Annotated in this window: 32 protein-coding genes and 1 tRNA gene; 14 read left to right on the forward strand and 19 right to left on the reverse strand. The window is 32.3% G+C overall.

Annotation, left to right across the window (positions count from 1 at the left end):
• Window positions 1–12 precede the first annotated feature (12 nt).
• The 8 genes from dsrO to nrdR all read right to left on the reverse strand — a co-directional run bounded on the left by dsrO (window position 13) and on the right by nrdR (window position 6,900).
• The gene (dsrO, locus tag ACLGLP_RS06755; RefSeq protein WP_492112519.1) at window positions 13–807 is read right to left on the reverse strand and encodes a sulfate reduction electron transfer complex DsrMKJOP subunit DsrO; all 795 of its coding nucleotides are present in this window, start codon (window positions 805–807) and stop codon (window positions 13–15) included.
• Complete coding sequence (gene dsrJ / locus ACLGLP_RS06760; protein WP_492112520.1) at window positions 798–1,184, reverse strand: sulfate reduction electron transfer complex DsrMKJOP subunit DsrJ; 387 nt, start codon at window positions 1,182–1,184, stop codon at window positions 798–800. Before dsrJ ends, dsrO begins: the two co-directional genes overlap by 10 nt.
• A 12-nt stretch (window positions 1,185–1,196) precedes the next feature.
• Window positions 1,197–2,825 (reverse strand): sulfate reduction electron transfer complex DsrMKJOP subunit DsrK, encoded by a 1,629-nt coding sequence (gene dsrK, locus ACLGLP_RS06765; protein WP_492112521.1) that lies wholly within the window; start codon window positions 2,823–2,825, stop codon window positions 1,197–1,199.
• Window positions 2,826–2,844: 19 nt separating this feature from the next.
• On the reverse strand, window positions 2,845–3,906 hold the full coding sequence (gene dsrM / locus ACLGLP_RS06770; protein ID WP_492112522.1) for a sulfate reduction electron transfer complex DsrMKJOP subunit DsrM: 1,062 nt from the start codon (window positions 3,904–3,906) through the stop codon (window positions 2,845–2,847).
• Between the two features lie 21 nt (window positions 3,907–3,927).
• Window positions 3,928–4,509, reverse strand: a complete 582-nt coding sequence (locus tag ACLGLP_RS06775) for an RsbRD N-terminal domain-containing protein (RefSeq protein ID WP_492112523.1) — start codon at window positions 4,507–4,509, stop codon at window positions 3,928–3,930.
• A 139-nt stretch (window positions 4,510–4,648) separates the two neighbouring features.
• Window positions 4,649–5,734 carry a DUF763 domain-containing protein gene (locus ACLGLP_RS06780; protein WP_492112524.1) on the reverse strand — a complete coding sequence of 362 codons (1,086 nt, stop codon included), beginning with the start codon at window positions 5,732–5,734 and terminating at the stop codon, window positions 4,649–4,651.
• Window positions 5,721–6,458 carry an orotidine-5'-phosphate decarboxylase gene (gene pyrF / locus ACLGLP_RS06785; RefSeq protein ID WP_492112525.1) on the reverse strand — a complete coding sequence of 246 codons (738 nt, stop codon included), beginning with the start codon at window positions 6,456–6,458 and terminating at the stop codon, window positions 5,721–5,723. Before pyrF ends, ACLGLP_RS06780 begins: the two co-directional genes overlap by 14 nt.
• Complete coding sequence (gene nrdR, locus ACLGLP_RS06790) at window positions 6,448–6,900, reverse strand: transcriptional regulator NrdR (RefSeq protein ID WP_492112526.1); 453 nt, start codon at window positions 6,898–6,900, stop codon at window positions 6,448–6,450. Before nrdR ends, pyrF begins: the two co-directional genes overlap by 11 nt.
• Window positions 6,901–6,969: 69 nt before the next feature.
• On the opposite strand from nrdR, the gene ACLGLP_RS06795 reads away from it, so the two are divergent.
• The 9 genes from ACLGLP_RS06795 to metG all read left to right on the forward strand — a co-directional run bounded on the left by ACLGLP_RS06795 (window position 6,970) and on the right by metG (window position 13,604).
• A tRNA-Met gene (locus ACLGLP_RS06795) sits at window positions 6,970–7,046 on the forward strand.
• Between the two features lie 75 nt (window positions 7,047–7,121).
• A complete protein-coding gene (locus ACLGLP_RS06800) occupies window positions 7,122–8,165 on the forward strand; it encodes a bis-aminopropyl spermidine synthase family protein (RefSeq protein ID WP_492112527.1) in 1,044 nt (347 codons plus the stop codon).
• 4 nt (window positions 8,166–8,169) lie between these two features.
• Window positions 8,170–8,736, forward strand: a complete 567-nt coding sequence (gene efp / locus ACLGLP_RS06805) for an elongation factor P (protein WP_492112528.1) — start codon at window positions 8,170–8,172, stop codon at window positions 8,734–8,736.
• A gap of 7 nt (window positions 8,737–8,743) precedes the next feature.
• Window positions 8,744–9,094, forward strand: coding sequence for a hypothetical protein (locus ACLGLP_RS06810; protein WP_492112529.1), 351 nt, complete (start codon window positions 8,744–8,746; stop codon window positions 9,092–9,094).
• A gap of 51 nt (window positions 9,095–9,145) precedes the next feature.
• Window positions 9,146–9,352: a Trm112 family protein gene (locus ACLGLP_RS06815; RefSeq protein WP_492112530.1), complete on the forward strand. Its 207-nt coding sequence runs from the start codon at window positions 9,146–9,148 to the stop codon at window positions 9,350–9,352.
• Window positions 9,339–9,869: a DUF4416 family protein gene (locus ACLGLP_RS06820; RefSeq protein ID WP_492112531.1), complete on the forward strand. Its 531-nt coding sequence runs from the start codon at window positions 9,339–9,341 to the stop codon at window positions 9,867–9,869. The genes ACLGLP_RS06815 and ACLGLP_RS06820 overlap by 14 nt, the downstream gene beginning before the upstream one ends.
• Window positions 9,863–10,822, forward strand: coding sequence for a GTP 3',8-cyclase MoaA (moaA, locus tag ACLGLP_RS06825; protein WP_492112532.1), 960 nt, complete (start codon window positions 9,863–9,865; stop codon window positions 10,820–10,822). Before ACLGLP_RS06820 ends, moaA begins: the two co-directional genes overlap by 7 nt.
• On the forward strand, window positions 10,823–11,716 hold the full coding sequence (locus ACLGLP_RS06830; protein ID WP_492112533.1) for a PSP1 domain-containing protein: 894 nt from the start codon (window positions 10,823–10,825) through the stop codon (window positions 11,714–11,716). It abuts the gene before it with no gap.
• A 4-nt stretch (window positions 11,717–11,720) separates the two neighbouring features.
• Window positions 11,721–13,604 carry a methionine--tRNA ligase gene (gene metG / locus ACLGLP_RS06835; protein ID WP_492112534.1) on the forward strand — a complete coding sequence of 628 codons (1,884 nt, stop codon included), beginning with the start codon at window positions 11,721–11,723 and terminating at the stop codon, window positions 13,602–13,604.
• Here metG and ACLGLP_RS06840 read toward each other — a convergent pair.
• From ACLGLP_RS06840 to ACLGLP_RS06860, 5 genes are all read right to left on the reverse strand, one after another.
• The gene (locus ACLGLP_RS06840; RefSeq protein WP_492112535.1) at window positions 13,601–13,942 is read right to left on the reverse strand and encodes a histidine triad nucleotide-binding protein; all 342 of its coding nucleotides are present in this window, start codon (window positions 13,940–13,942) and stop codon (window positions 13,601–13,603) included. The two genes, metG and ACLGLP_RS06840, sit on opposite strands and share 4 nt — an antisense overlap.
• Window positions 13,943–14,064: 122 nt before the next feature.
• On the reverse strand, window positions 14,065–15,216 hold the full coding sequence (locus ACLGLP_RS06845) for a carbohydrate porin (RefSeq protein ID WP_492112536.1): 1,152 nt from the start codon (window positions 15,214–15,216) through the stop codon (window positions 14,065–14,067).
• A 92-nt stretch (window positions 15,217–15,308) separates the two neighbouring features.
• Window positions 15,309–17,459: a ferrous iron transport protein B gene (feoB, locus tag ACLGLP_RS06850; protein WP_492112537.1), complete on the reverse strand. Its 2,151-nt coding sequence runs from the start codon at window positions 17,457–17,459 to the stop codon at window positions 15,309–15,311.
• Window positions 17,456–17,686, reverse strand: a complete 231-nt coding sequence (locus ACLGLP_RS06855; RefSeq protein WP_492112538.1) for a FeoA family protein — start codon at window positions 17,684–17,686, stop codon at window positions 17,456–17,458. The genes feoB and ACLGLP_RS06855 overlap by 4 nt, the downstream gene beginning before the upstream one ends.
• 20 nt (window positions 17,687–17,706) lie before the next feature.
• Complete coding sequence (locus ACLGLP_RS06860; protein WP_492112539.1) at window positions 17,707–17,934, reverse strand: FeoA family protein; 228 nt, start codon at window positions 17,932–17,934, stop codon at window positions 17,707–17,709.
• A gap of 263 nt (window positions 17,935–18,197) precedes the next feature.
• Between ACLGLP_RS06860 and ACLGLP_RS06865 the strand changes: the two genes are divergently transcribed.
• The 3 genes from ACLGLP_RS06865 to ACLGLP_RS06875 are packed head-to-tail and all read left to right on the forward strand — an operon-like array spanning window position 18,198 to window position 19,791.
• Window positions 18,198–18,713: a bifunctional nuclease family protein gene (locus ACLGLP_RS06865; RefSeq protein ID WP_492112540.1), complete on the forward strand. Its 516-nt coding sequence runs from the start codon at window positions 18,198–18,200 to the stop codon at window positions 18,711–18,713.
• 11 nt (window positions 18,714–18,724) lie between these two features.
• Window positions 18,725–19,360: a histidinol phosphate phosphatase domain-containing protein gene (locus ACLGLP_RS06870; protein WP_492112541.1), complete on the forward strand. Its 636-nt coding sequence runs from the start codon at window positions 18,725–18,727 to the stop codon at window positions 19,358–19,360.
• Entirely contained in the window at window positions 19,330–19,791 is a 462-nt protein-coding gene (locus tag ACLGLP_RS06875; protein WP_492112542.1) for a hypothetical protein, read from the forward strand. The genes ACLGLP_RS06870 and ACLGLP_RS06875 overlap by 31 nt, the downstream gene beginning before the upstream one ends.
• A 34-nt stretch (window positions 19,792–19,825) precedes the next feature.
• Here ACLGLP_RS06875 and rlmB read toward each other — a convergent pair whose 3' ends face one another.
• The 6 genes from rlmB to ACLGLP_RS06905 all read right to left on the reverse strand — a co-directional run bounded on the left by rlmB (window position 19,826) and on the right by ACLGLP_RS06905 (window position 24,798).
• Window positions 19,826–20,572 (reverse strand): 23S rRNA (guanosine(2251)-2'-O)-methyltransferase RlmB, encoded by a 747-nt coding sequence (gene rlmB / locus ACLGLP_RS06880; RefSeq protein ID WP_492112543.1) that lies wholly within the window; start codon window positions 20,570–20,572, stop codon window positions 19,826–19,828.
• Window positions 20,565–21,182: a guanylate kinase gene (gene gmk / locus ACLGLP_RS06885; RefSeq protein ID WP_492112544.1), complete on the reverse strand. Its 618-nt coding sequence runs from the start codon at window positions 21,180–21,182 to the stop codon at window positions 20,565–20,567. The genes rlmB and gmk overlap by 8 nt, the downstream gene beginning before the upstream one ends.
• Window positions 21,169–21,450 carry a DUF370 domain-containing protein gene (locus ACLGLP_RS06890; RefSeq protein WP_492112545.1) on the reverse strand — a complete coding sequence of 94 codons (282 nt, stop codon included), beginning with the start codon at window positions 21,448–21,450 and terminating at the stop codon, window positions 21,169–21,171. The genes gmk and ACLGLP_RS06890 overlap by 14 nt, the downstream gene beginning before the upstream one ends.
• 92 nt (window positions 21,451–21,542) lie before the next feature.
• Entirely contained in the window at window positions 21,543–22,274 is a 732-nt protein-coding gene (gene pssA, locus ACLGLP_RS06895) for a CDP-diacylglycerol--serine O-phosphatidyltransferase (protein ID WP_492112546.1), read from the reverse strand.
• Window positions 22,275–22,281: 7 nt separating this feature from the next.
• Window positions 22,282–22,920, reverse strand: coding sequence for a phosphatidylserine decarboxylase (locus ACLGLP_RS06900; protein ID WP_492112547.1), 639 nt, complete (start codon window positions 22,918–22,920; stop codon window positions 22,282–22,284).
• Between the two features lie 15 nt (window positions 22,921–22,935).
• On the reverse strand, window positions 22,936–24,798 hold the full coding sequence (locus tag ACLGLP_RS06905; protein WP_492112548.1) for an ASKHA domain-containing protein: 1,863 nt from the start codon (window positions 24,796–24,798) through the stop codon (window positions 22,936–22,938).
• A gap of 179 nt (window positions 24,799–24,977) precedes the next feature.
• Between ACLGLP_RS06905 and ACLGLP_RS06910 the strand changes: the two genes are divergently transcribed.
• Both ACLGLP_RS06910 and ACLGLP_RS06915 read left to right on the forward strand, forming a co-directional pair.
• Complete coding sequence (locus ACLGLP_RS06910; protein ID WP_492112549.1) at window positions 24,978–25,190, forward strand: hypothetical protein; 213 nt, start codon at window positions 24,978–24,980, stop codon at window positions 25,188–25,190.
• Window positions 25,159–25,977, forward strand: a complete 819-nt coding sequence (locus ACLGLP_RS06915) for an ISNCY family transposase (RefSeq protein WP_492113740.1) — start codon at window positions 25,159–25,161, stop codon at window positions 25,975–25,977. Before ACLGLP_RS06910 ends, ACLGLP_RS06915 begins: the two co-directional genes overlap by 32 nt.
• The last annotated feature ends 81 nt before the right edge of the window (window positions 25,978–26,058 follow it).

The following is a 26,058-nucleotide window of genomic DNA, read 5'->3' on the forward strand; positions in this document are numbered from 1 at the left end:
CTTTAAAAAAATTTAGTCTATCAAATAAAATACTGAAGGATGAGTTCCTAATTCAGCTTTTCTTCTAATAGCGACTCTTTCTTTTAAAATTTTACTAACTTCAGAGTTTGGATCTCCAAGATCTCCAAATATAAGGGCTTTTTCTGGACATGCTTCAACACATGCAGGAATTTTTCCCTGAGCTAATCTTTCATAACAGAATAAACATTTTTCTACCACACCTTTCATACGGGTGGGATACTCTGGATTTACCTTTTTAATGTATGGACGAGGATCAAACCAGTTAAAAGATCTTGCTCCAAATGGACATGCAGCCATGCAGAAACGACATCCAATACATCTATGAAAATCCATCATCACAATTCCATCCGGTCTCTTAAATGTGGCTTTAGTAGGACAGACCCTTACGCAGGGAGGATTATCACATTGATTACATAGAAGTAAAAACGGAACGTCTTTAAATATTTCTTCTAAATGCTCATCTGCCTGTTCTGGAAAGGCGTGTTCAAACCTATCCTCCCAAATCCACTTTATTTCTTTCTTTTTATCAGGAATAGAGGGAACATTGTGAAGATAATGGCAAACTTCTATACACTTTTTTCCACAACCCTTTGTTTGCCCTTCTTTACACTTTTTAACATCAACTACCATTGCCCATCTTTTTCCTTTTAAAGCCTCGGGGGGAGATGTATATTCTTGTGCTTTAATCTCTCCCCGTGTAAGTAAGTCACCAACTGCGGTTGATACCGCAGTTCCTAATAAGGTTAATCCTGTTAATTTTAAAAATTCTCTTCTTTTTATTGCCATTTTTTCGCCACCTCCGGTGCAATATGGCAATCCCAGCAATCTGGGTGTGTTATCGCAAAATTATGACACTTATCACAAAATTTTTCCTTATTAGTATGACACTTCATACAAGTTCTCTGTAAACTTATAGTATAAGTCTTACCATCACTTGCAACATAGACATGTTGATTCTCACGAATGGCCTTTTTTCTCCAATTATCAAGTAATTTCATATGATAGGCTCTCATATACTCCTTTGATTCTATACACTTTTTTTCTTCCTTAGGTAACTCAGGTTGCGGAATAGCCTCTAACCTTCCAAAATTTAACCACATTGGAGAAGTAAAAAATACAATTAAAACTACTATAAAAAATAGTACTTTACCAGTATTATACATAGCTTATACCTCCTATTCTGCATCTCTACCTTTTACAGGATGTTTTAAGGGTCTTCTTCTTAGGTCTACATCTCTTGATTTTTCTCCCTCAAAAACTAATGCATTAGCCACAAGCTCATGAACACCACTTACCTCAACACCAGGAACCCAATAACCTAAAAGAGTAGGAAATACAGCTCTATCAATAGCACAAATGCAAACTAATTGATTGACTCCATACTCTTTATGCACATATTCTACTGCATTTGCTCTTGGGAAACCTCCTCTTTGTCTTATTTCCATATTCTCTCCTGCATTAAGTCCTGAACCGCTTCCACAACAGAAGGTCTTTTCTCTAATGGTATTTTCGGGCATTTCAACAAAGTTATTACAAACATGTTTTAAAATAAATCTTGGCTCTTCAAAAATTCCCATGGCTCTTGCAGGATTGCAGGAATCATGATAAGTAACAATAAGATGATCATTTCTTGAAGGATCAAGCCTTAATTTTCCATGTGCAATTAGATCTGCAGTAAATTCTATTATATGTACAATCTTATTAGATTTTGCATGTTCAAAAACTGTTCCCGTAATAGGAGATTTAGGGACTTCTAAGAAGTCAATTGGACCAAACCAGGTATTATGATATTGATGCCAGACCCTCCACATGTGTCCACATTCTCCACCAAGTATCCATTTAACCTTTAATCTTTTTGCTTCTTCATAAATCTTTGAATGAAGTCTTTTTGCCATCTCTAAAGAATTAAAAAATCCAAAATTTCCTCCCTCAGTAGCAAAAGGACTCATAGTAACATCAAGATCTAAGTAATGGAAGAGAACAAGATAGCCCAGCATAGTATAAATTCCAGGTTCAGCAAAATAGTCTCCAGATAAAGGAACAAATAAAATTTCAGCTCCCTTTCTATTTATATATTTGTCCAAATCAATATGTATTCCTGTAATATCTTCAAATTCCCAGGTTAAAAATTCTAAATTCTCTTTAAAGGTATGAGGCGGAATTCCTACATGGTTACCGATATAATAAGAATTATGAACAGGTTTTAATGTCCAATCTGCGGCAATACCAAGCTCAAGCATTATCTCTCTCATCATAATGGTTATTTCTGCAGTATCTATTCCATAAGGACAAAAAACTGAACATCTTCTACACTCTGTGCATTGATAAAAATAATAAAACCACTCTTTTATAACATCTTCCGTTAATTTCCTTGCTCCTGCAAATTTTCCAAGAAGTTTCCCAAAAGTAGTAAACTCTCCTTTTACAATAGATCTTATAAGTTCAGCTCTTAAAACAGGCATGTTTTTGGGATCACCTGTTCCAAGAAAAAAGTGACACTTGTCTGCACAGGCTCCACACCTCACACATATATCCATAAAAAGTTTAAAAGATCTATGTTTTTCCATTCTTTTAAGAATAGCTTCCCTTACAATCTCTTTCCAGTTTTCAGGAAGTGGCCACTTTTCATCATAAGGTTGCCACTTTCCCATATTAGGCAGATCTAATTCTTCTAAAATCTTAGGATCTACAATACTAAGATAATAACCTTTCTTTAATTCAGGCTTTATATCCATCCAATCTTTTTCTGGAGTTTTATGTAAATTTATATCAGCCAATAATTCGTCAGGTTTGGGAAGACTCATAATTTTACCTCCTGTCTACTTAGATATTTTTATTTGGTCCATACATGGTATACCATTCATGTTCTTCTTTTTCTACCTCTTCATCAAGAGGTATACCTGCATTCTGCATCTGTTCTTTAAACCTTTCTTGGAATTCATAGTATGTTAAATGCTTTACAGGATATTCCCAAGGATTTACATGTCTTACTGCACGGTTATTATTAGCCATATTACGAGTAGGACTGAAAAATACACCAACCATATGAACAAGCTTACTAAACGGGAAATAAGCTGCGAGAGTTGAAACTAAAAATAGATGCATGTAAAAAATAACTCCAATTTTTGCTCCCTCAGGAATGGCTGGATTAAAAGTAGCAAGACCAAGTGTTAACTGTTTAACTGCGTATAAATCAACCTTTATAGAATATCTCATTAAAACCCCAGTAACAACGATTCCAATAATTAAAAATAGCGGGAAGAAATCAGAACCATAAGATAAATAAGATACCTTGGCATCTACAAATCTTCTCAAAAGAAGAAAAGTCAACCCTGCAAGAATTAATATATCAGTAATGTAAACCGGAGGAACTCCTAAACTCTGAATAAAACTATCTAAATAATCTAATTTCTGAATCAAAATTGGAACGGGATTTGTAAACAACCTCAAATGTCTTAAAAGAATAATAAAAAATGACCAATGAAATAGAATTGCTCCAAGCCATAACCATTTGGCAGAACCGTAAATTAACCTTTTTCCATATAAATCAGCTCTTAAATTTCTAAATAAACTTCTAAAAAATACAATCTCAAAAAACATTCTTAAAACTACTTCCCAAGTTGTAAAAGGAGATTCTAATCTGTCTTTTAAAGTTCTTTTTACCCAAGGAAGACTTTTTTGTTGACCACAGGTTGTAGGAATTTTGTAAGAAACAGGAGATCTTGCCCAATATACAATACGATAAATTAAACCTATTACAAATACAAGAAAACAAACATAAGGAATTATTATTCCAAAGAGAGGTTCTAAACCTAAAACACTTACCCCAAACCAAGGAATAAAAATTAAGAAAATCACAATTATAAAACTTACCAATGCATTCATAATCCACTCCCTCTCTATAATTTAATTAATATTTTCTTCTTCATTTTCTCCACTTTTTGGCATCCCTTCCATAGGATCATATACTAAACCTGCTCTCTTTAAAAGCAAAAAGTGAGCTCTCTTCCATTCATCATATCTGAGATTATTTAAAGTTTCTCTATAATCGGAAAAGTGATCAAATCCTCTTATTATAAGCGCATTTATTCTATCTTCAAGCTTTAAAAACTCCTCTATTCCAAATTTTTTTAGTATTTCTTCTCCTAACTTTTCTCTTATTATACTTTTCAGTTGAATAAACATATTTAACGCTTTTGAAGGTTTAACTTCTTGCACAGCTCTCAATTGCATAAGTCTTCTTAAAAAATAATCTACTTCTTCCCATTTGAAATCTCCAAATATAGATTCTATTAAACCTTCAAAAGTCTCGTCAATTCTATATCCAAATGGATTTTGAAATCTATCCACTTCTTTTGTAAAAAATCTTTTTGCTTCCTCTCCAAAGGAATCCCAAAAAATGGACTTCCACTTTTTTAAAATATCTCCTTTTTTACCTTCTAAATACTCAACAAATTCTCGAGATAAGCTTGTTGAGCTTTTTAGCATTTTACCCTTTTATATAATCCAATTTACAAAAGTCAACCTCAATTTTGAAAGGTTTTAAATATTTTTTCTATTATGTTTTTAAGGTTTTCAAAAATTGTCAAAAATTTTTTAAATTTTTTTAAAATTTTTCAACATTTTTTTAAAAATTAAAAATCTTAGGAAGCTTTCTAAAAATTTCTAATTTCTCATTCTCTCTTAATTTTATCCTCTTTAAAATTTCTTCTAACTCCTGAATAGTTGTTTCATAAAGATTTTTATTTAGCTTATACGGATGCCCATCTTTTCCTCCGTGGGCATAGCTATATACTACTGGATCTTCTCTTGAAGCTTTCACATTGTAAATTAACTCAGAAGCTAAAGTTAAAGCCCTTAAAGCCTTTGCACCAATACCTGGTGTTAAGACAAGTTCTTTAAAATCTGAAGGAGGATTTTCATAAGTCTTTTCCCAAATTTTTTTAAGTGATTTAAAGGACAAATCCTGAGGAGTTAGAATATGTTCTTTTTTAAATGTAATATGCACTTTAGGTATAAGTTCTTTAACTATTAAATTTAAATTTTCTTTTAACAGATTTACCAAGGCATCTTGGACATTTTTGCTGTTTTTAGCTACCAAATTTAAAACTTCTCTCTTTTTAATTTGAGATACTATACCAATATGTGGGGTTTCGCAAAGATTTAAAATTTTTTCACTATACCAATGATATCTTCTTGCATAGGCAAGTTTTTCATCCATCCCTTGTTGAATAACTCCCCATTCCCCACTTTCTGAAAAAATAAAAAGGTGGAAATAAAGTTGAAAGCCATCCTGGATAGCATTGTTATCAATTCTTGCTGTAAGTCTGCTTAAAGTTACAAATTTGTATGAACTTTGAGGAAGCCCTGCCTTTTCTCCCCAAAAAATTATTTCTTGAGGAGTATTTAATGCCCTTTTTCCCTTTCCTCCACATATATAAATCCCTAACTCTTTGAAATAAGGTTTTAATGCCTCTTTAACAGCTCCCCCTACAGTAGTAGTTAATCCTGATGAATGCCAGTCAAATCCAAGTAAACATCCCAAAGCTTGAAACCAAAAGGGATCGGTTAATCTTTTTATTAACTCCTTTTTTCCAAATTCTTCATAGATTAGAAGAAGAATGGCTCTGCTCAGTCTTACCATTTTTTCAAAAAGCCACGGAGGGCACTTACCATCATGTAAAGGAAGATCAACTATACTACGGGTTATCATATTTTTCTGCCCAAGCCTTTTTAATATCTTCTACTATTTTTTTACATGCTTCTTCTGGTGAGGGAGATTCTCTAATAGGTCTTCCTATTACTAAATAATCTGCACCTGCCAAAACAGCCTCATAAGGCGTTGCAATCCTTAATTGATCATCCTCAGTATTTTCCCACCTTATACCAGGGACAATAGTAATAAGTTCTGGAAAAAATTCTTTTATTTTGCTAACTTCTTTTGCTGAGCACACAACTCCATCACATCCACTTTTATAAGCTATTTGAGTAAGTTTAAAGACCAATTCTTTAGTATCTCTTGCAAATTCAGAATTAAAACCAAGTTCCAATAAATCTGCTCTATCAAGGGAAGTAAGGATAGTAACAGCTATGATTTTTAAATTATTTAAAGCGGATTCAACTACACTTTTTAAGGCAGTTCTTCCTGATAAAGCATGAACTGTAATCCAATCAACCCCTAATTCAGATATTACTCTTATAGTCTTTGATAAAGTATTAGGAATATCAAAAAGCTTTAAATCAAGAAATATTTTACAATTACTAATTTTTTTAATTTCTTCTATAGCTTTAGGACCACAGCTTGCAAAAAGTTCCAATCCTACCTTATAAACTCCTACCAAACCATTTAATTTTTCCACCCAGTACAAAGCTTCTCTTAAACTGGGAACATCTAAAGGAAAAACGATAATATCTTCTGGTTTTTGATTAGTCTTCATCTTTTAAATCTTTTATCTGGGTTATAAATTCTTCCACATCATTAAATTTTTTGTAAACTGAAGCAAATCTTATGTAAGCTACCTTATCCCATTCTTTTAATGTAGAAATAACCTTTTCTCCTATGTATTGAGATGAAACTTCTTTTTCCCCTCTTTGAATTAAATCAAGCTCAAGTTCGTTTATAAATTTTTGAATAGTATTTTCACTTATTGGTCTTTTATGGCAAGCTTTTCTTATGCCAGAAATTAATTTTTCTCTGTTGTAAGGTTCTCTTCTACCATCTCTTTTAACAACCATTATATCTAATTCTAGTTTTTCATAAGTAGTGAATCTATATCCGCATTTGCCACACTCTCTTCTTCTTCTAATGGAAAAGCCGTCTTCTATAACTCTTGAATCTATAACTTTCGTTTCAACTTCTTTACACTTAGGGCACCTCATTACTTTTAATTATACCAGGATATCTTGACATTTAAAGAATTTTTATTATATTTTATTTTGGTTTAAGATCGCGGGGTAGAGCAGCCAGGTAGCTCGTCGGGCTCATAACCCGGAGGTCGTGGGTTCAAATCCCACCCCCGCAACCAATTTCTTTAGGATCATAAATCTTTTATAACAAAAATCTTATTAAGTCTTTTTAAAAATTTTAAAGAGGTTCTTTCGTGAGAGAATTAGATAGGATTAAAAACCAAATTTTGAGACAACTTGTTAAAAAACCTTCTACCTTTTGGGAACTAATAAATTATCAAGATTCACATATAGTTAATTTTCTTCAAGCTTTAAAAGATCTAATACACAAAAATCTTATAAAATACGAAAAACCCTTTTTTCGGATAAGTGATAACATAAATATTTTTTCTTATAAAGATCCTGGATGTCTCAACTGTTCTCCCTTTTCAAAAGATTCTTATTGGCAAGAAATTTTAAATAAATTTTTAAAAATAATAGAAGGGAGACCTCTCCCAACAAGTGATTTTGACCAGGGTTTCATAAAACCTGAAGATACTTTAAAAAGAACAGCTTTTATTTACGAAAGAGGAGACCTTGAAAATTCAGAAATATTTATTTTGGGAGACGATGATCTTATTTCTTTAAGTATGGCTTTAACTGGGCTTCCTAAAAGAATTGTGGTTGTTGAAATTGACGAAAGAATTAACAAATTTATTAAAGAAAAAACCGAAGAAATAGGCTATAAAAATTTGGAAGTTTATAACTATAATGTTATAAATGAATTGCCTGAGGAATTAAAAGGAAAATTTGATGTATTCGTTACTGATCCAGTAGAAACGCAAAAGGGTTTAAAACTTTTTATTAATAGATGTATCTCTGCTTTAAAGGGTGAGGGTTCAGTGGGATATATGGGATTTACACATAGAGAAGCTTCTTTGAAAAAGTGGTATGATTTTGAAAAATTTCTTATTGAATCAGGATTTGTTATAACTGATATTTTAAGAGATTTTACCACCTATCCAGAAAAAGAAAATCAATGGGAAGATTTTTACCGTACCTATCGTATTATGAAAGAATTTGATTTGGAATTGCCAGATGTAGACTGGTATAAATCTTGTTTTGTGAGGTTCGAAGTTGTGAAAGGACCCAAAATTTTAAATGTGCCAATTCCTAATGATTTAGAAGAATTGTATTTTGATGAAGAAGCCTGGGCTACTCCAATGCCTTCTTTTTTAGAAAAAAAGAAGAAGGAGTAGAACTATGGCTTACACTACTTCTGACTTTAAAAGAGGGTTAAAAATTGAGTGGGAAGGCAAACTTTACGAAATTTTAGAATTTCAACATGTAAAAGTTTCTAAAAATCAACCAACTGTAAGAACAAAACTTAAAGACCTCTCTACAGGAAGGGTTTTAGAGGTAAATTTTAGAGCTGGAGAACGCTTTGAAAAACCAGATTTTCAGGAAAAAGAAATGCAATATCTTTATAAAGAGGGAGATCAATATGTATTTATGGATCTCGAAGATTATGATCAAGTATATCTTACAAAAGAAGAGGTTGGAGAGACAGGTAAATATTTAAAGGAAAATCTCAATGTATATGTTCTTTACTACAAAGGAAAAGTTGTTAGTATTGAACTTCCTAATGTAGTAGAGTTAAAAGTAGTTGAAACAGAACCAGGAATAAGAGGTGATACGGTAGGATCCGCTACCAAACCTGCAAAATTAGAAACAGGGCTTGTAGTCCAGGTTCCTCTTTTTATTAATGAGGGAGACATAATAAGGGTTGACACAAGAACTGGGAAATATCTTGAAAGAGTAAATCCGTAAAATTTAAATGGTCTATTATATAAGGGCAAAAAGCTATTACAGATACGCCTCTGATCTTTTTAAAGATCTAAACAAATTTAAAGATAATCCCTCTGAACTCCAAAAAAGAGCACAAGAAATATTTAAATTGGGATTAAAGGCTATATGGGCTCTTTCCTATGTTACTCCTCCTGAGAAATCTCCTGAATTTAAAGAACTTTGGGATAAAGCCTTAGAATCCTTTGATTCAGAAGATATTTCAAAAATTGAAAAAATTAGAGAAATTATCTTTTCTCAAAAAATCAAAGAAGATCAAATCATAGAAAGTATCAAAATCTTTTTAGAACTTGTTAAGAATGTCTTAAAACCTATTCTTTAATTTAACTTTCTAATTTGCACAAAGTTTAAAAAGTGATATTATAAAGATTCTATGGATGAAATAAAAATTCAAGAATATATAAAAGTTTTAGCCTGTCCTAAATGTAAAGGCGAAGTAATTTTTAAATTTTGGGAAGATAAAGAAGGATTTTATTGTAAAAATTGTAAACTTTTTTATCCTATATTAGATGATATTCCCGTTATGCTTATAGAAGAAGCTATAAATATATCTAATTTACAACAAAATGAGCCATCCTAAGGTTCCTCCACCTCAACTTTATTTTATTGCTATAACAGGTAAAGACTTAGAAATATGGAAAGAAGTGCTTAATATTTTAAAGCCCGAACTCGGAGATCCCTTTTTTCAATCTCAAACCTATGATTTTTCCTCTTTCACTTCTTATTATGCCAAAGAGATGGGAGAAAACTTAAAAAAGGGCTTTTATTTTTTTGAAAAATTAAAATCACCTGATTATTTAATTGAACTTAAACTTAAGTGTTACGAAATAGAAAAAGAATTAGCTGATTCTTCGGGTAATAGAAGGGTTAATTTAGATCCTGGGTATTTAGGTCTTTCAAAAATAGTGCTTTCAACATTCAAAGATTATGCACACAGAATATACTTAGGTAAAGGAGTATATGCTGAGGTTACTTTAATCTATAAAAACAAAACCTTTACAGAACTTCCTTGGACATATCCAGATTATAAGCAGCCAGAAATAATTGAAACTTTTAACAAAGTAAGAGCTTGGTATAAGGAAAAAATTAAATGTTAATTGATCCCTTCGGAAGAAAAATAGAATACTTAAGAATATCAGTAACAGATAGATGCAACTTTAAATGTATTTATTGTTTTACTCATCAAAATTGGAAATGGGTTCCTCATGAAGAAATTTTAAGATTTGAAGAAATTGAAAAAATAGTAAAGGTTGCAGCTAAATTAGGAGTTAAAAGAGTTAGATTAACTGGAGGAGAACCGCTTTTAAGAAAAAACATAGAATTTCTTATAAAAATTCTTTCTCAAATACCTAAAATTAAGGATCTTAGTCTCACTACCAATGGCTTTTTTTTAGATACCTTAGGAGAAAAATTAAAAGAAGCAGGACTTAAAAGAATAAATATTAGTCTTGACACCCTTGATAAAAAGAAGTTTGAAAAACTTACAGGAATTTCTGCTTTTGAGAAAGTTTTAAAAAGTATTGATATTGCTTTGGAATTGGGATTTAACCCTGTAAAGATAAATACAGTAGTAATTAGAGGTTTTAATGATGATGAAATTTTAGAACTTGCAAAACTCACATTAGAAAAGCCTTTAGAAGTGAGATTCATAGAATTTATGCCTATAGGAAAAAACACCCTTTGGGATGAGAAAAACATTGTTACCGTAAAAGAAATAAAAAAAATTTTAGAAAAATTTTCCGAATTAATTCCTGATTTATCTATAGGTGGTGGACCAGCAAAGGTTTTTAAATGGAAAGATGCTATCGGAAAAATAGGTTTAATTTCTCCTATTTCTGAACATTTTTGCCATAAATGTAATAGATTTAGAATTACAGCTGATGGTAAATTAAGACCTTGCCTTTTTTCTGATTATGAAATAAATTTAAAACCGATTTTAAGAGAAGGTAAAGGAACTTTAGAAGAAGCTTTTTATTTAGCCTTAAAGTTAAAACCGGTTAAACATAACCTTAATTTTACTATAAGACCGATGAGAGCAATTGGTGGATAAATGTCTAAAAGGGATAAAAAACAAAAACAGGAAGACTTTCAAGGTATCTGGTTAAGTTTAGGAACTCTTAAAAGAGGATATCCTGATCAGGTTCTTAAGCTTAATAAACCCGTTCCAAAGGGAAGTTATGTTTTAGTAAAGCTTCCAGATAATAGAAAAGAAATTTTTATTCTTACAGAAGTTCCTTATAAAATTCCTTTTGATATAGAGGGAATCCCCGTTGTTTTAAGAAAAGCCAATTTTAAAGAAATTCAAAGTTATGAAAAAAAACTTGAAATAGAAAAGAAGGGCAAGGAGTTTTGTCTTCAATTCTGTAGAGAACTTGGTATTGAAATGAATTTGGTAAGAGTTGATTGCTTTTTTGACAGAAGCAAAATAATTTTCTTTTATACTGCAGAAGGAAGAATTGATTTTAGACAGCTGGTAAAAGAATTGGCAAGAGCCTTAAGAATGAGGATTGAAATGAGACAAATCGGGGTAAGAAATGAAACAGCTCTTATAGGAGGAATTGGATATTGTGGGAAAGAATTTTGTTGTACCAAATTCCTAAAACAATTTACACCTCTTTCCGTGAGAATGGCAAAAGAACAGGGGCTTATTTTAGACCCAAATAAAATATCTGGTCATTGTGGAAGGCTTCTCTGCTGTTTAGCTTATGAAGAATATTTATACAAAGAATTTTTGCAGGATCTTCCCAAAGTAAAAAGTAAAATTAAAGTAAACGGTGAGTTTTATAGAATTTTAAAATATAACATTTTTCAAAAAGCAGCTTATCTTGAAAACAAAGATGGGGAAATAATTCAAGTACCTGTTGAAGATTTAAAGACCTTTATTAAAGAGTATATAGAAGAAGCACCAACTGAAGAAGATTTAAAAGAACTTGAAGAAAGGTAAGGTTATGAGAATATATCTTACTACCCCTATTTACTATGTTAATGCCTATCCTCATTTGGGACATGCTTACACCACAATTGTAGTAGATACCTTAGCAAGATTTTACAAACTTAAGGGATGGCAAGTCTTCTTTTTAACTGGCACAGATGAGCACGGAGATAAAATACAAAAATCAGCAAAAGAAAAAGGTAAAGAACCTCAAGTCTTTGTAGATGAAATAAGCTCTGCTTTTAAAAAAACCTGGGATTTTTTTGGTATAACTTACAATTATTTTATTCGCACAACCTCAGAGAAACATAAAAAGGTAGTTCAATATGTTTTACAAAAACTTTATGAGAAGGGAGAAATCTATCTTGATGAATACGAAGGACTTTACTGTTTTGGTTGCGAGAGATTTTTGACCTCAAAGGAACTTGACGAAGAAGGTAAATGTAAAGACCATAAAACCTATCCAGAACCCATAAAAGAAAAAAATTACTTTTTTAATCTGGAAAAATATAGAGCTTGGTTAAAGGATTATTTACACAAAAATGAAGTAATTTATCCAGAATTCTATAAAGATGAAGTTTTAAACATGCTTGAGGAGGAGCTTCCTCCACTCTGTATTTCCCGTCCTAAAGAAAGACTTTCCTGGGGAATAGAGTTACCCTTTGACAAAAATTATGTAACCTATGTGTGGTTTGATGCTCTAATCAATTATCTTTCAGGAATTGGTTATCCAAATAATCCAGAATGGAAAGATTGGTGGATAAATGCTCACCACTTTATTGCCAAAGACATATTAAGACCTCACGCTATTTACTGGCCTATAATGCTTAAAGCTATGGAACTTCCTATGTATAAAAAGTTACTTGTTCATGGCTATTGGTTAGTTGATAAATTAAAAATGTCTAAATCCCTCGGAAATATTGTAGATCCTGTTTCCCTTGCTGAAAAATTTGGAAAAGACCAATTGAGATATTTTCTTTTAAGAGAAATGGCTTTTGGATACGATGCAGAGTTTAGCTTATCTTCTTTTATAACGAGAATTAATGCCAATCTGGCTAATGACTACGGAAATTTAATTTATAGAACCCTTAATCTCGTTGAGAAATATTTTGAAAGCAAAGTTCCTCCGTTTGAAGCTATGGAAGATATAGACAGAGAATTACTTACTACGGTTGAATTAGCTTTAAAAGAATATGAAGTTCAGTTTTTAAATTTTCATTTTTACAAAGCTTTAGAAAAACTCTGGGAAGCCGTAAGAAAGAGCAATGTTTATATTGATAAAACCGCTCCTTGGAGTGAAGTCAAAAAAGGTAATAAAAAAAGAGCTGGAACTATACTTAGAGTTCTTCTTGAAGCCATTAAAAGTTTTGCTATTGCTCTTTATCCTATCATGCCAGAAACTTCAGAAACTCTTTTAAAAAATCTTTCCCTTAGCAGGGAAAATCTTATCTGGGAAAATGTACTTAATTTTAAATTACTTGAAACAGGTGCCCCTGTGAATAAAGGAAAACCTTTATATCCAAGAATTGAAGAAAAGTTTGAAGAAGAAAAAACAAAGGAAGAGATAAAGGTTGAAAAAGAAACTTTTTCCATAGAGGAATTTAGAAAGTGGGATTTAAGGATAGGAAAAATAATTTCTGCAGAAAAAATAGCTGGCGCAGATAGGCTTTTAAAATTGGAAGTTCTTTGTCCTGAGAAAAGACAGATTGTTTCAGGGATTGCAGAATACTATAGACCTGAGGATTTAATAGGAAAAGAGGTCATTCTTGTAGTAAATTTAAAACCAGCCAAAATAAAAGGTGTTTTGTCTGAGGGTATGATCCTTACTGCTAAAGATAAAAATGGTCTTTGCCTAATTGTTCCTGAAAAAGAGGTTGAGCCAGGAGCAAAGGTTTCTTAACCTGGAGGCCATCCCATAGCACGACCAGCCAAAACATGAAAATGAAGATGAAAAATTGTTTGACCTGCTTCCTCTTTACAGTTTACTACCACCCTGTATCCTCTTTCTTCAAATCCTAAGTCTTTTGCAATTTTGTTTATCACAAGATAGATATGTCCTATAAGATCTTTATCTTCCTCTTTTAACTCAAGAAGAGTTGAAATGTGTTTCTTAGGAACCACTAAAATGTGATAAGGAGCTTGAGGGTTAATATCGTGAAAAGCAATTACTCTGTCGTCTTCATAAACGATGTTTGAAGATATCTCTTTGTTTGCAATTTTACAGAATATACAGCTCATATGCCTTCCTCTTAACTTAGTTTAATTTTATATTTTAAAAATGCTTAAAATAAAGTCAAGCTACCCGGGGAAAACCCCAGAGTAGCTATGGAAAATTAAGAGGTGTAGTATGAAGGTAAGACTTAAAAGGATAGATTCCACCTTAAACCAATAATATATCCTTCTTTGTCTTCTTCTTTTTCTTTGTAATTATCGTGTAAATACTGAAAATCTATAGTTAGATACGAACTTAACAACTCATAAGTAAATAATTTAAATTTAGCATAGGCTTCAACTGCGTGACTATTAGAAATGTCTGCTTTATCAGGACTATTCAAATAGGCATAACCAATTCCAAATTCATTTCCTCCTTTACCAAGAAAACAAAATGGAATATTAAAACCAAGAGCAACAAAGTTATTATAATCTACTACTACATCATCATCCTGCCATCCAGCCCTCAAGAAAAATCCAATAGGATCTTTGCTAAAAGGATTTTTGATAAATCCAAGATCCTGATCTATAGAAACTCCAACACCATACTTGTTCTCCTTATGAGAGCCTTCCCAGTTATAAAAATCATCACTTGTTAAAAAACCATAAATTCTATAGTTTCCTTCTCCCCATTTAGATTTTAAAGTATAACCAAGCTGAAGTGCATAATACTGATAAAAAGGACCTTCCTCTCCGTCTTTAGTTGTCATTCCAAGTAATCTTGCAGAAAATGGACCTTTATTAAGTTCAAAAACTAATCCAAGGTCATAACTTGGAGGAGTGGTTAAAGGTAAATCTACAAACACTCCATTCATAAACTGATTAATTTCATCACCAATAAAACGATTATCACCAATATACTTTGTAGCATCAATTATTCCTAAGGTTAGTTTTAAAGAAGTATCGTTTGAAAAGTTAAATGTATGCGCATACCAGGCTTCCAAAATGTTATCCTGCTGTTTATGTCCATTTATGTTTTTTACATCATCTTCCAGATCATCAGCATTAGGTGTCAATTCTTCTTTAAAAGGTGAAACATTTTTTAAACCATTTCCACTTGCAAAACTACCCAAAAGATAAAATTCGTCATTTTCAGTAAGCTTATAAGATAAACCGAGGTCTACAGCACCTGAGCCTCTATTTTTACTATCAATTCTTGAACCATCCATCCACTGATAAACTCCGGTAAAAGTTCCTTCAAGTGAAAGCTTTTTATTAACTTCAAAACTCCATCCTGGAACTGTCTGAGAAGCAATTGCCAAAATACTTCCAGCAATAACAGCTAATTTTATTTTTCTCATATTACACCTCCTAAATTTATATTTTTTTAAAAATTAACTTTGCAAAGATAATATAAATTTTAAAATTTTGCAATATTTTAAGAAAATTTGAACTAAAATCCGCATAATCTTCCTACCTGATAAACAATAAAAGATGCTATCCACGGAACAATTGTATAAATTAATACTACCTGCCCTAAAAACTTCCAACTTCCAAATTCAGCTCTTAAAGTATAAGCAAAAGCCATACAAGGCCAATATAAAAGAACAAAAATTAAAAAAGAAAAGGCTGAAAGTGGGGTAAACGAATCTTTGAGTTTTGCTTTTAAACCACCTTCCTCTTCTTCTACCGAAAATACAGACGGTTTTAAACTAAAAAGATTTTCAATTGCTGGCTTAAAAGCACCTATAAATTTAACAATCTGGTCTTTTAGATCTACCCAAAATTGAGGTTGTGCCCCTTCTTCTTCCTTTTTTCCTCCTATTCCATAAATTTCTCCCATAGTGCTTACAATAACTTCCTTAGCAACTATCCCTGTAATAAGTGAGGAAGATGCTTGCCAATTGCCAAATCCCAAAGGAGAAAAGATAGGACTTATTGCTTTGCCAATTCTTCCGAGAAGACTTTCTTCCTTTGGTGCTCCGTAAGGAATGTTTAAAAGAATCCACACAACTATAGAGGTTGCCAAAATAAAAGTTCCAGCTTTTATAAGAAAGTGTTTTAATTTTTCCCAGGTGTAAATCATCATATATTTAAAAGTAGGCATTCTATACGGTGGCATTTCCATCAAAAGTGGTGTTTTTTCACCTTTATATACGGTTTTATTTAAAATAATTCCTAAAATAACGGCAACAAAAATTCCTATAACATAAAGAAGCCAAATTATAGATGCTCCATAGGATGCAAAAAAAGCTCCTGCAAAAAGAACATAAACAGGAAGTCTTGCTCCGCAGGACATGCAAGGACAAAGTGTAGCAGTAAGCTTTTTGTCTTTTTCAGTTTCAAGAGTTCTTGTAGCATAAATAGAGGGAACATTACAACCAAATCCTATTATTAAAGGAATAAAAGATTTTCCATGCAGTCCAAAGGTATGCATTATCCTATCCATAACAAAGGCAGCTCTTGCTAAATATCCACTACCCTCTAAAAAGGTTACCAAAAACATAAACATTCCTATTAAAGGAATAAATACTAAAACTGCACCGACTCCACCGATAATTCCATCTACCACCAATGATGTTAACCAGGAAGGAGCATTTATGTTTTCAAAACCTATCTTAACCCATTTTCCCAAAAACCCCCCAATAAATCCATCTACCCAATCACAAAAAGGTCTTGCAAAATCAAAGGTAATTTTAAACATTAACCACATAATAAAAATAAAAATTATAAAGCCCAAAAACCTATTCAAAACAATCTTATCAATTCTTTCTGTAATATCTGGTTTAAATCTTGGTTTAACCTTTAAGCTCTCTTTAACAATTCCGTGAGCAATTCCATAATAAGCCTCAGCAATTACATTAGCTGGGTCTTCTTTATAAAGCTCAAATATTTTTGTTCTTCCTTTTTCAACAAATTCTGGTAAAGATGAAAATCCAAGCTCTTTTAAAATTAACTCATCTTCCTCTAAAAGTTTTATGGCTAACCATCTTGCTGGATATACCTGTAAAAGGTGTGAATACTGCGTTTTTAAATTTTCTACAACAGCACGAATAACATCCTCTATAGGTTCCTCAAATTTTGGAGACTTTGGTAAGTAACTTTCTTTATTTTCAACAAAATTCTTAACGGCATCAAGCAGTTCCTTAACTCCTTCTCCTTTAATCGCCACAGTTGGAACAATTTTTATTCCCAAAAGTTTTTCTAAATTTTCTATATCTATTTCCATTCCCTTTTTCTTGGCTTCATCAAATATGTTTAAAGCTACAATTACAGGAATTCCCAATTCCAAAATCTGTAAAAGCAGATATAAATTTCTTTCAAGGTTTGTAGAATCTACTACATCTATTACTAAATCGGGTTTTTCTTTAATTAAAAAATTTCTTGCTATAACTTCTTCTTGAGTAAAGGGAGAAAGACTATATGTACCTGGTAAATCTACTAAATTAAGCTTTAATCCGTTATACTCAATGGTAGCTGTTTTCTTTTCAACCGTAACTCCTGGCCAATTACCAACCTGTAATTTTGTTCCTGCAATAGCATTAATTAAAGCAGATTTACCAACATTAGGATTACCTGCAAAGGCAACGGTTATTTCTTTCATTCTGTCACCTCCTCAACCTCTATATTTTCTGCCTCACTTTTTCTTAAAGACAGTTGATAGTTTTTAACCACAATATCAATAGGATCACCTAAGGGAGCAATTTTTTCTACTTTTACTATTTCTCCTGTAATCACTCCCATATCTCTTAATCTTCTTTTCAAAACACTATCTCCTCCTATTCGCAAAATTTTGCCCTTCTTTCCTACTCCTAACTCTGATAACTTCATTTTTATCCCCTCCCTCTTTATTAAATTTTTTTAACCATAATTCTCATTGCCATACCTCTACCAATGGCAACTCTAAATTCATCAACTTTTAAAAGAATAGGACCGTGTCCTACATTGTTTATAACTTCAACAACCTTTCCTGGATAAATCCCCATATTTATAAGCCTATTTGCAAAATTCCATCCTGGTCTTGCAAAACTGACAACCTCATATCTTTCTCCACTTTTACTAAATGCAAGCGGTATCATCTCTCCCTCTCCTTCCTTATTTTTGAAATTGAATTTCCAAACTTTTCACTCATCCCTCTATAATTGATTTTGCATTTTATTTTCAATTTTGATTTAGATTTTAATTGTATAGACTAAAAAACATTTGTCAAGAGGTTTTAAAAAATTTTTTAAAAAAAAATTGTTAATGCAAAGCTGAAATATAAAGTTGACTTTTTTGGAGAAGGTTTTAACATATTTTTATATAAATAGTTTTAAACCTGCAAAAGGGAGGGATAAAGGATATGAAAATAAAAATGGTTATACACGGAATAGCGATGGATCCGTTATCTAATAGCCCTGTCATGCTTCTAAAAGAAGTAGAAGGAGATAGAATTCTTCCCATCTGGATAGGTGTGCTTGAAGCAACCTCTATTGCTGCAAAACTTGAAAACATTCAATTCCCAAGACCCTTAACTCATGACCTTATGAAAAATATTTTTGATTTTTTGGGAGTGAAAATTCCAAAAATAGAAATTGTAGATCTTAGAGAGAATACTTATTATGCCATTATTACTCTTTCCATTGAAGGAAAAACCTTTGATATTGATGCCAGACCAAGTGATGCTGTAGCTCTTGCTTTAAGAACTGGAGCAGAAATATTTGTAAATGAAGAAGTTTTACAAAAAAGTCAACTTTATACTGAAACTCCTCAAACCGAAAAAGAAGGAGAAGTGGTTATTACAACAGAAGAAGAAAAAGAAAAACTCAAAGAAATTCTTGAAAGCCTTGATCCAAAACATTTCAAATACAAAATGTAATGTAAATTCTAATGATAGATTTTCATTGCCATTCAGTTTTTAGCGATGGAGAGCTTATTCCTGCTGAAATCTGGAGAAGAGTAAAAGTTTTAGGCTACTCTGCTATAGCTATTACAGATCATGCAGATCATTCAAATTTTGAATTTATAATAAAAAATCTTTTAAAGATAAAAAAAGCTTATCAAGGATTAAAGCCCCGTCTCATTGCAGGAATAGAACTAACTCATGTGCCTCCAGAATTTATTCCAGAACTTATAAAAGAGGCAAGAAAGTGTGGAGCAGAAATAGTTGTGGTTCATGGAGAAACAATAGTTGAACCTGTTGCTGAAGGAACCAATCTTTCAGCTATACTTGGAGGCGCAGACATACTTGCTCATCCTGGACTTATAAAAGATGAGGAAGTAAAATTAGCGGCTGAAAAGGGAGTATTTTTAGAAATTTCAGGAAGAAAAGGACATTCCTTTACTAATGGGCATGTAGTAAGCCTTGCCAAAAAATATGGAGCGAATTTGGTTATAAATTCCGATGCTCATAGTCCTTCTGACCTTTTAACTAAGGAGCTTGCCTTTAAAATAGGTTTAGGAGCAGGTCTTAAACCAGAAGAAATAGAAAAAATATGGGAAATAGCAAAGAAGAGGTTTCTTTAGATCCAATCCTTACAACTCTTAAGACCCTTTTTAAAAATAAAGGTTATCCTGAAGAAGGTTTCATTGAGAAAAAAAGCTTAATTTTTTCTTACAAAAATCTTAGTTTTGAGATTCTAATCACTTTAGTGTTTAAACATAACTCTCAAACACTTTTTATTGTAGATTATAAGCCACAGCAAAACTTAACTTTTTCAGAAAGAGGAATGATTGCTTTAGCAAGGGTCTTTTTTGATCCCCCACCCTATTTTATTCTCATAACTAACCTCAAAGAGTTTATACTTATAAATCCATATACTGGAGAAAAGAAAAAGGGAGATGAAAGAGTAATACCTGAATTTATAACTTTAAAGGATTATAAACTAGAATTTACTAAAAGTTTTGATCTTCAAATAGAAAAGAAAATTCTTGCAATTTACTTAAGCGGTGGCTGAAAAAATAAAGCTTGCAGATTGTGAATCTGCAAAATTAAATGCTCATTCTCTGTCTTAATGTTTCAAAAATTGCAATAGCTGTAGCTATAGAAACATTTAAACTTTCTATCTTCCCTTTCATGGGTATTTTTGCTAAAAAATCGCACTTTTCAAGAATACTTGGTCTTATGCCTCTTCCTTCATTCCCAACTATTATAGCTATAGGCAATTTTAAATCTAATTCGTATATAGAGGTTTCAGCTCTGTGAGTTAATCCTATTATCCACAAATTTTTTTCTTTTAAAAAAGAGATTGCATGCTTAAGGTTGTTTACTTTAACTATTGGTAAATTAAAAGCCGATCCTGAAGAAACCTTAATTACCGTTTCATTTATATCACAGCTTCTTAGCTTTGGGATAACTATTCCGTGAACTCCACCAGCATCAGCGCTTCTTATAATAGAACCTATATTTTGTGGATCCTCTAATTCATCAAGTATAAGAACTAAAGGAATTTCCTTTTTATCTTCCCAGTTTTTTACAATATCTTCTAAAGAGGAATATGGAAAATCGCTTAGATAAGCTACTACACCCTGAGTATTTGCTTGAGAAGAAACTTTGGGAGGTCTAAATTCAGCTTTAGAGATTAATTTTAATGGGATTCCCAGTTTTTTGGCTTTTTCAAGTATCTGATATTTTTTACCTGAAAGGTTGATTTTATTTATCCAAATTTCTTCAATAAGTTCAGGATGAGACTTTAGTGCTTCTAAAACGGGATTAATACCGTAAATGACTTTACTCATAAATTGAAAAATTTAAAATATTTTGCAGATGAGGATTTCTGAAGGGTTTGCAAAGTTCTGCTTTGATAATAGAAAAAAGCTCATCTTTTGCCTTTTCAAGATTGTCATTTACTATTACATAGTCAAACCAGCTTGCAAACTTAATTTCCTCTTTTGCTCGCTGAATACGCTCTTTTAATTTTTCCTCATTTTCTGTTCCTCTTTCTTTGAGTCTATTTTTAAGTTCTTCAATACTTGGAGGAAGGATAAATATAAAAACGGCTGAATTACCAAAAAAGGATTTCATCCGAGTTGCTCCAATTACTTCTATATCTAATATAAGGTGTTTATTCTGAGAGAAGGCTTTTTCTATTTCACTTTTAGCAGTTCCATAATAAGTATCAAAAACCTTTACCCACTCCAAAAATTCATTTTTCTCAATCATTTCCAAAAATTTTTCTTCACTAACAAAGTAATAATCCTTACCATCTATTTCTCCTTTCCGAGGAGCACGAGTAGTATGGGAAACGGAAAAGTAAAAATCCTCAGAAGGTAAAGATTTGAGAAGCGTTGTCTTGCCTGCCCCAGAAGGACCTGTAATAACAATTATCAAGGGTTTATGGCTCTTCATCTTTTTCAAATTTTTCCAAAGAATCTCCCATAAATCTCTGCGCTATGGTTTCTGCTTGAATAGCAGATAAAATAACATGATTGCTATCAGTGATTATAATAGATCTTGTTTTACGCCCTTGAGTAGCATCAATAAGATGTTTTGCCTCTTTTGCTTCTTCTTTTAGTCTTTTCATGGGTGCTGAGTTGGGATTAACAATAGCAATAATCCTATTTGCTACTACAAAGTTCCCAAAACCAATGTTTAAAAGCTTATATTTACTTCCCATCTTTTATCCTCCTTCAGTATATTTAATATTTTAAAATTTTTCACAAATTTTTACAGATTTTAACAAATATTTTAAAGCAATTTTTTATTTTGTCAATTTTTATCAATTTTTTCAGTTTTTCTTTTTAAGTTTTTTAAAATTTTTCTACTATTATTTTTAAAAAACAAAAGCGGACCTAAAATCACATAAAAACTAAATATGATAACCAGATATAAAGGTGGATTTGAGGCAATTATTGTTAATCCAAGGACAAAAAACACTAAAAAATAAAAGGCTTGCGCTTTTTTAATTTTTATTTCTTTAAAGCTTGGATATTGGATAGGTGAAATAAGTAAGTAAGCTGTAAAGTAAGTTAATACCAACAGTCCCCAGCTTTTATAAACATGGCTAACATCTGTTTTGAGCAAAAAGAGAACAACTGAGGCTAAGATCGCAGCTCCTGCAGGCGAGGGTAATCCCTCAAAATGCTCATTTTTAAGAAAAACCTTTACATTAAATCTTGCTAATCTTAAAGCTACACAGGTTGTATATAAAAAACTTGCTAACCAACCAATTTTGTTAAAATCTTTTAAAGAATATTGATATATCAATAAAGAGGGAGCTACTCCAAAAGAAACAAGATCACAAAGAGAATCATATTGCAATCCAAAGTTACTTGAAGTTCTAAATATTCTAGCTACTCTTCCGTCAAATATGTCAAAAACTATAGCAAATAAAATACCCCAACTTGCCTTTAAAAAATCTCCACTTATAACCTTGATAGTAGCATAAAAACCGCAAAAGATATTTAAGGTAGTGAAAATGTGCGGTAAGAGATAAATCATGATCAATTTATGTTTTTAATGGGATCCTTCCAAGGATAGTTTCTCCAGCGAAAACTCTGTGACCTTCCTTGACATAAAGTTCTGCTCTTTCTACAGGAAAGAAAAGCTCTACTCTTGAGCCAAACTTAATTATTCCTATAGGATCTCCTGCAACTACATCGTCCCCAGGGAGAACAAAGCTTTTTATTCTTTTGGCAACAAACCCTGCTATCTGAACCACCCAGAAAGGGCATCCATCTTCTCTTTCAATAAGGTAAATTTGTTTTTCATTTTGAGAAAAGGCAGGTTCATTAAATGCAGGACCTTTATCTCCCTTGAAATAGCTCATTTTTAATACTTTACCTGTAACAGGGCTTCTATTTATGTGAACATCCCAGAGTCTCATAAAAATACCTATTCTCCATAAAGCTCCTGGATACCAGTCTTTATTTTCTTCTATCCGACAAAGAACTATCTTTCCATCTGCTGGAGAAACAATAAGCTCTGGATTTAATACAGGCTCTCTTTTTGGATTTCTAAAAAAATAGGCATTTAAAGAACTCAACACCAATCCTGCTACAGCAAGCTTCTTTTTACCAAAGGCTAAAGAGCCAGCAGAAAAAAGAAGAGGATAAATTACCCAGGGTAATCCCTCTTTGTGAATCATCTTTTTTCTCCTACTTTAAGTTCTTACTGAAGGAAAAAGTTTTTCATTAGTATGGGGTAAAAACAAGGCTGCCATGTAATATTCCATATATTTGGGGTAAACAGATAATTCTATGTTTGTCATCATATTAACCACTTTTTCCATTTTTAAAAGGGTTTCTTTGTATAATAAGGCAAGTTTTGCACCTTCAAGGCTTGTATTTCCTAAGAAAAAAATTTTTTCACGAGAAATGTCAGGTAAAAGCCCTATAGTAATTGCTTCTTCTAAGTCTATGTAGCTACCAAAAGTTCCTGCTAAGTATATTCTATCAAGGTCTTCAAAACTAAGTCCTATAGATTCTAATAATATCTGATATCCAGCAAACATAGCACCTTTTGCTCTTATAACATTTTCTATATCGTTTTCTGTAAAAACTATATCTTCTCCAGTTGCTGAATCTTCCTTCCACACAACCACATATTCCCATCCTTCCTCTCCTTTTCTTACTCTTGGCGTTTTTGCATCTTTTACGAATTTTCCTCCTTTATCTATAAGCCCTACTTTAAATAAATTAGCTAAAAGCGAAATAATACCTGAACCGCATATTCCCTTAGGAGGTTTTCTATTTATGGTTAAAACCATTGGTTCAAAGGTTAAAGGATCAATATTTACAGCTTCTATAGCTCCAGAGACAGCTCTTATTCCGTGTTTTATTCCCCCTCCCTCAAAGGCAGGTCCGGCAGAACAGGATGCACACATAAGAAATTCTTTATTTCCGAGAACTATCTCTCCGTTTGTTCCAAGATCTATAAAAAGAGTTAAAGGTTCTTCCTCTGCTAAGCCAGAGGCTACAACTCCAGCCACAATGTCTCCTCCCATATAACTTGCTTTACAAGGTGCAAGTTGAATTATGGTTTTTTCCTTAAAAGGTAAATCTAAGTCCTTGGCATAAATTAAAGGAAATTCTGTAGTTACAGGAACATAAGGATATTCTCTTAAGTATCTTGGTTCAAGTTCCAAAAAGAGATGACTCATAATTGTATTTCCTGCAATGGAAATTAAGTTTATATTCTCTAAATTTTTTTGTGTTACCTTAAGCATTTCTTCTATTAAAATTGTTATCCTTTCTTTTACTTTGTTAGACAAAATTTTTAATCCGTCTTTTTTCTTAGCAAATTCAATTCTACTTATTACATCTTCTCCGTAACTTATCTGAGGATTGTAATCAGAAGTAGAAGCAAGTGTTTCTCCTGTATTTAAATCAACAAGTTCAAGTTGTAAGGTCGTTGTTCCAAGATCTATAGCTACACCCAAATTCTCAGAAAGCTCATTTCCACTCTCTACATCTAAAAGATAGTATCTATCTTTTATGGGATCGTGATATAAACTTAAAATAATTTCAAAGTTTTTCTCTCTTAAAACATAAGGAAGTTTTTTCAAAAGATTAATGTTAATTTCGGGATGAAAAATCTTTCTCTTCTCAAGAAAATTTTTTAACCGTGTCCAGTCTGGATAGTTTTCTTCAATAGTGGGTGGAGGGAGTTTAAGATAAAGCTTTTGAAAAGGAGATTCAGGAGACTTTTCTACTTTTTTTGATAAAAAGGTTGCTCTTTTTTTTGCTTTTTTTAGAAGTGCGGTTCTATCAACATCACTTTCAAGAGGAATTCTTACCACTACATCTGAAAGAGGAAAGGTTGCACAGGCTTTATAAAAATTTCCTTCAATGATTTCCCCTTTTACCTTTCCTTCTTCTATAAGAATTTTACATTTATTGCAGACTCCAGCCCCTCCGCAAGAGGCATTAATATGGATACCATATCTCATTGCTGTTTCTATAATGGTTTCTTCTGGTAAAGCCTGAACCTCTATATTGTAAGGTAAAAATTTAATTTTAAACATTTTAAAATCGTCCTCCAAAAATTTTTAAATATGATTAAAATATAGCTTTCAATCAGATTGTCAATACTTTAAAAATTATTGTTATTGCAAAGCGATTTTGTCATCTTTTAATTGCAAAGCTAAAATGTCACTCCTCTGGTAAACTCATAGGCTAAGTTCCTTATTAAGGAGGAAGGCCTATGAGAATTTCATCCAAAAAGGAGGAATGGCTTATGAAATACGCTCAGCGCTATCACATCATTCAACAATCTATAGAGGGCTTAATCCCCTCTAAAGCCACTGCTCAAATCCTCAACATCTCCCTTAGACACCTTAAACGCCTTAAGAAAAAAAGTCAAAGAATTAGGTCCAAAGGCTCTCATACACAAAAATTGTGGACGCACACCCCCTAATGCCTACCCAAAAGAAATCCAAAACCAAGTTCTTCATCTCTCCCACTTCACCGATCTTCTTAAAGAAGAACACAACATAAATCTTTCCCGAGAAACTGTAAGATCTTGGCTTATTAAAGCTGGATTAATTAAACCTAACCGCACCAAATACAAAAGAAGAAAACGACGCCCTCGTTCTGAAAAAGAAGGACAAATCGTGTTCCTTGATGGTTCTCTACATCCCTGGTTTAACAATCAGGAAACTACCTTGGTTCTTGCTCTGGATGATGCGAAGGCCAAAGCTCTTTATGGCCTTTTTGTCTCCAGAGAAAGTGTTCAAGCTTATTTTCAGCTTTGCTATGAAGTTTTTTCCAGATATGGACTCCCTCAAAGATTTTATTTAGACCGCCACTCAGTTTTTATTACCATAAGACATGAAGGTGTTCATGTTAAACAATCTGCTAAGAATCCAACTGCTTTTCAGTTAGCCATGGCTGAATTAGGTATAGGCCTTATTTATGCTCATAGGGGAGAGGCTAAAGGTAGGATAGAACGGGCTTTTCAGACTTTGCAAGATCGTTTAGTAAAAGAGCTTGAATTACAGGGAATAAAAGACGTAGATAGTGCTACCAAATATTTTAATGAGATTTTTCTTCCACGGTATAATAAGAAATTTGGAGTTGAAGCAGCAGATAAGGAGAAGGCATGGAGGGAAGCTCCGGAGAACCTTAAAGAGATTTTGAGTCAGAGAGTAGAGAGGAAGGTGAATAAGGATTTCACTATTTCAGTTGAGAGGAAGATATTATAGCTTAAGCCTGTGAAGATGAGTTTGAGACTTTCTGGGGTAAAGGTAGTGGTGAGGGAGTTTTTTGACGGAAGTTATAGGAAT

This window comes from Caldimicrobium sp. SLHALR3, from assembly GCF_058692735.1.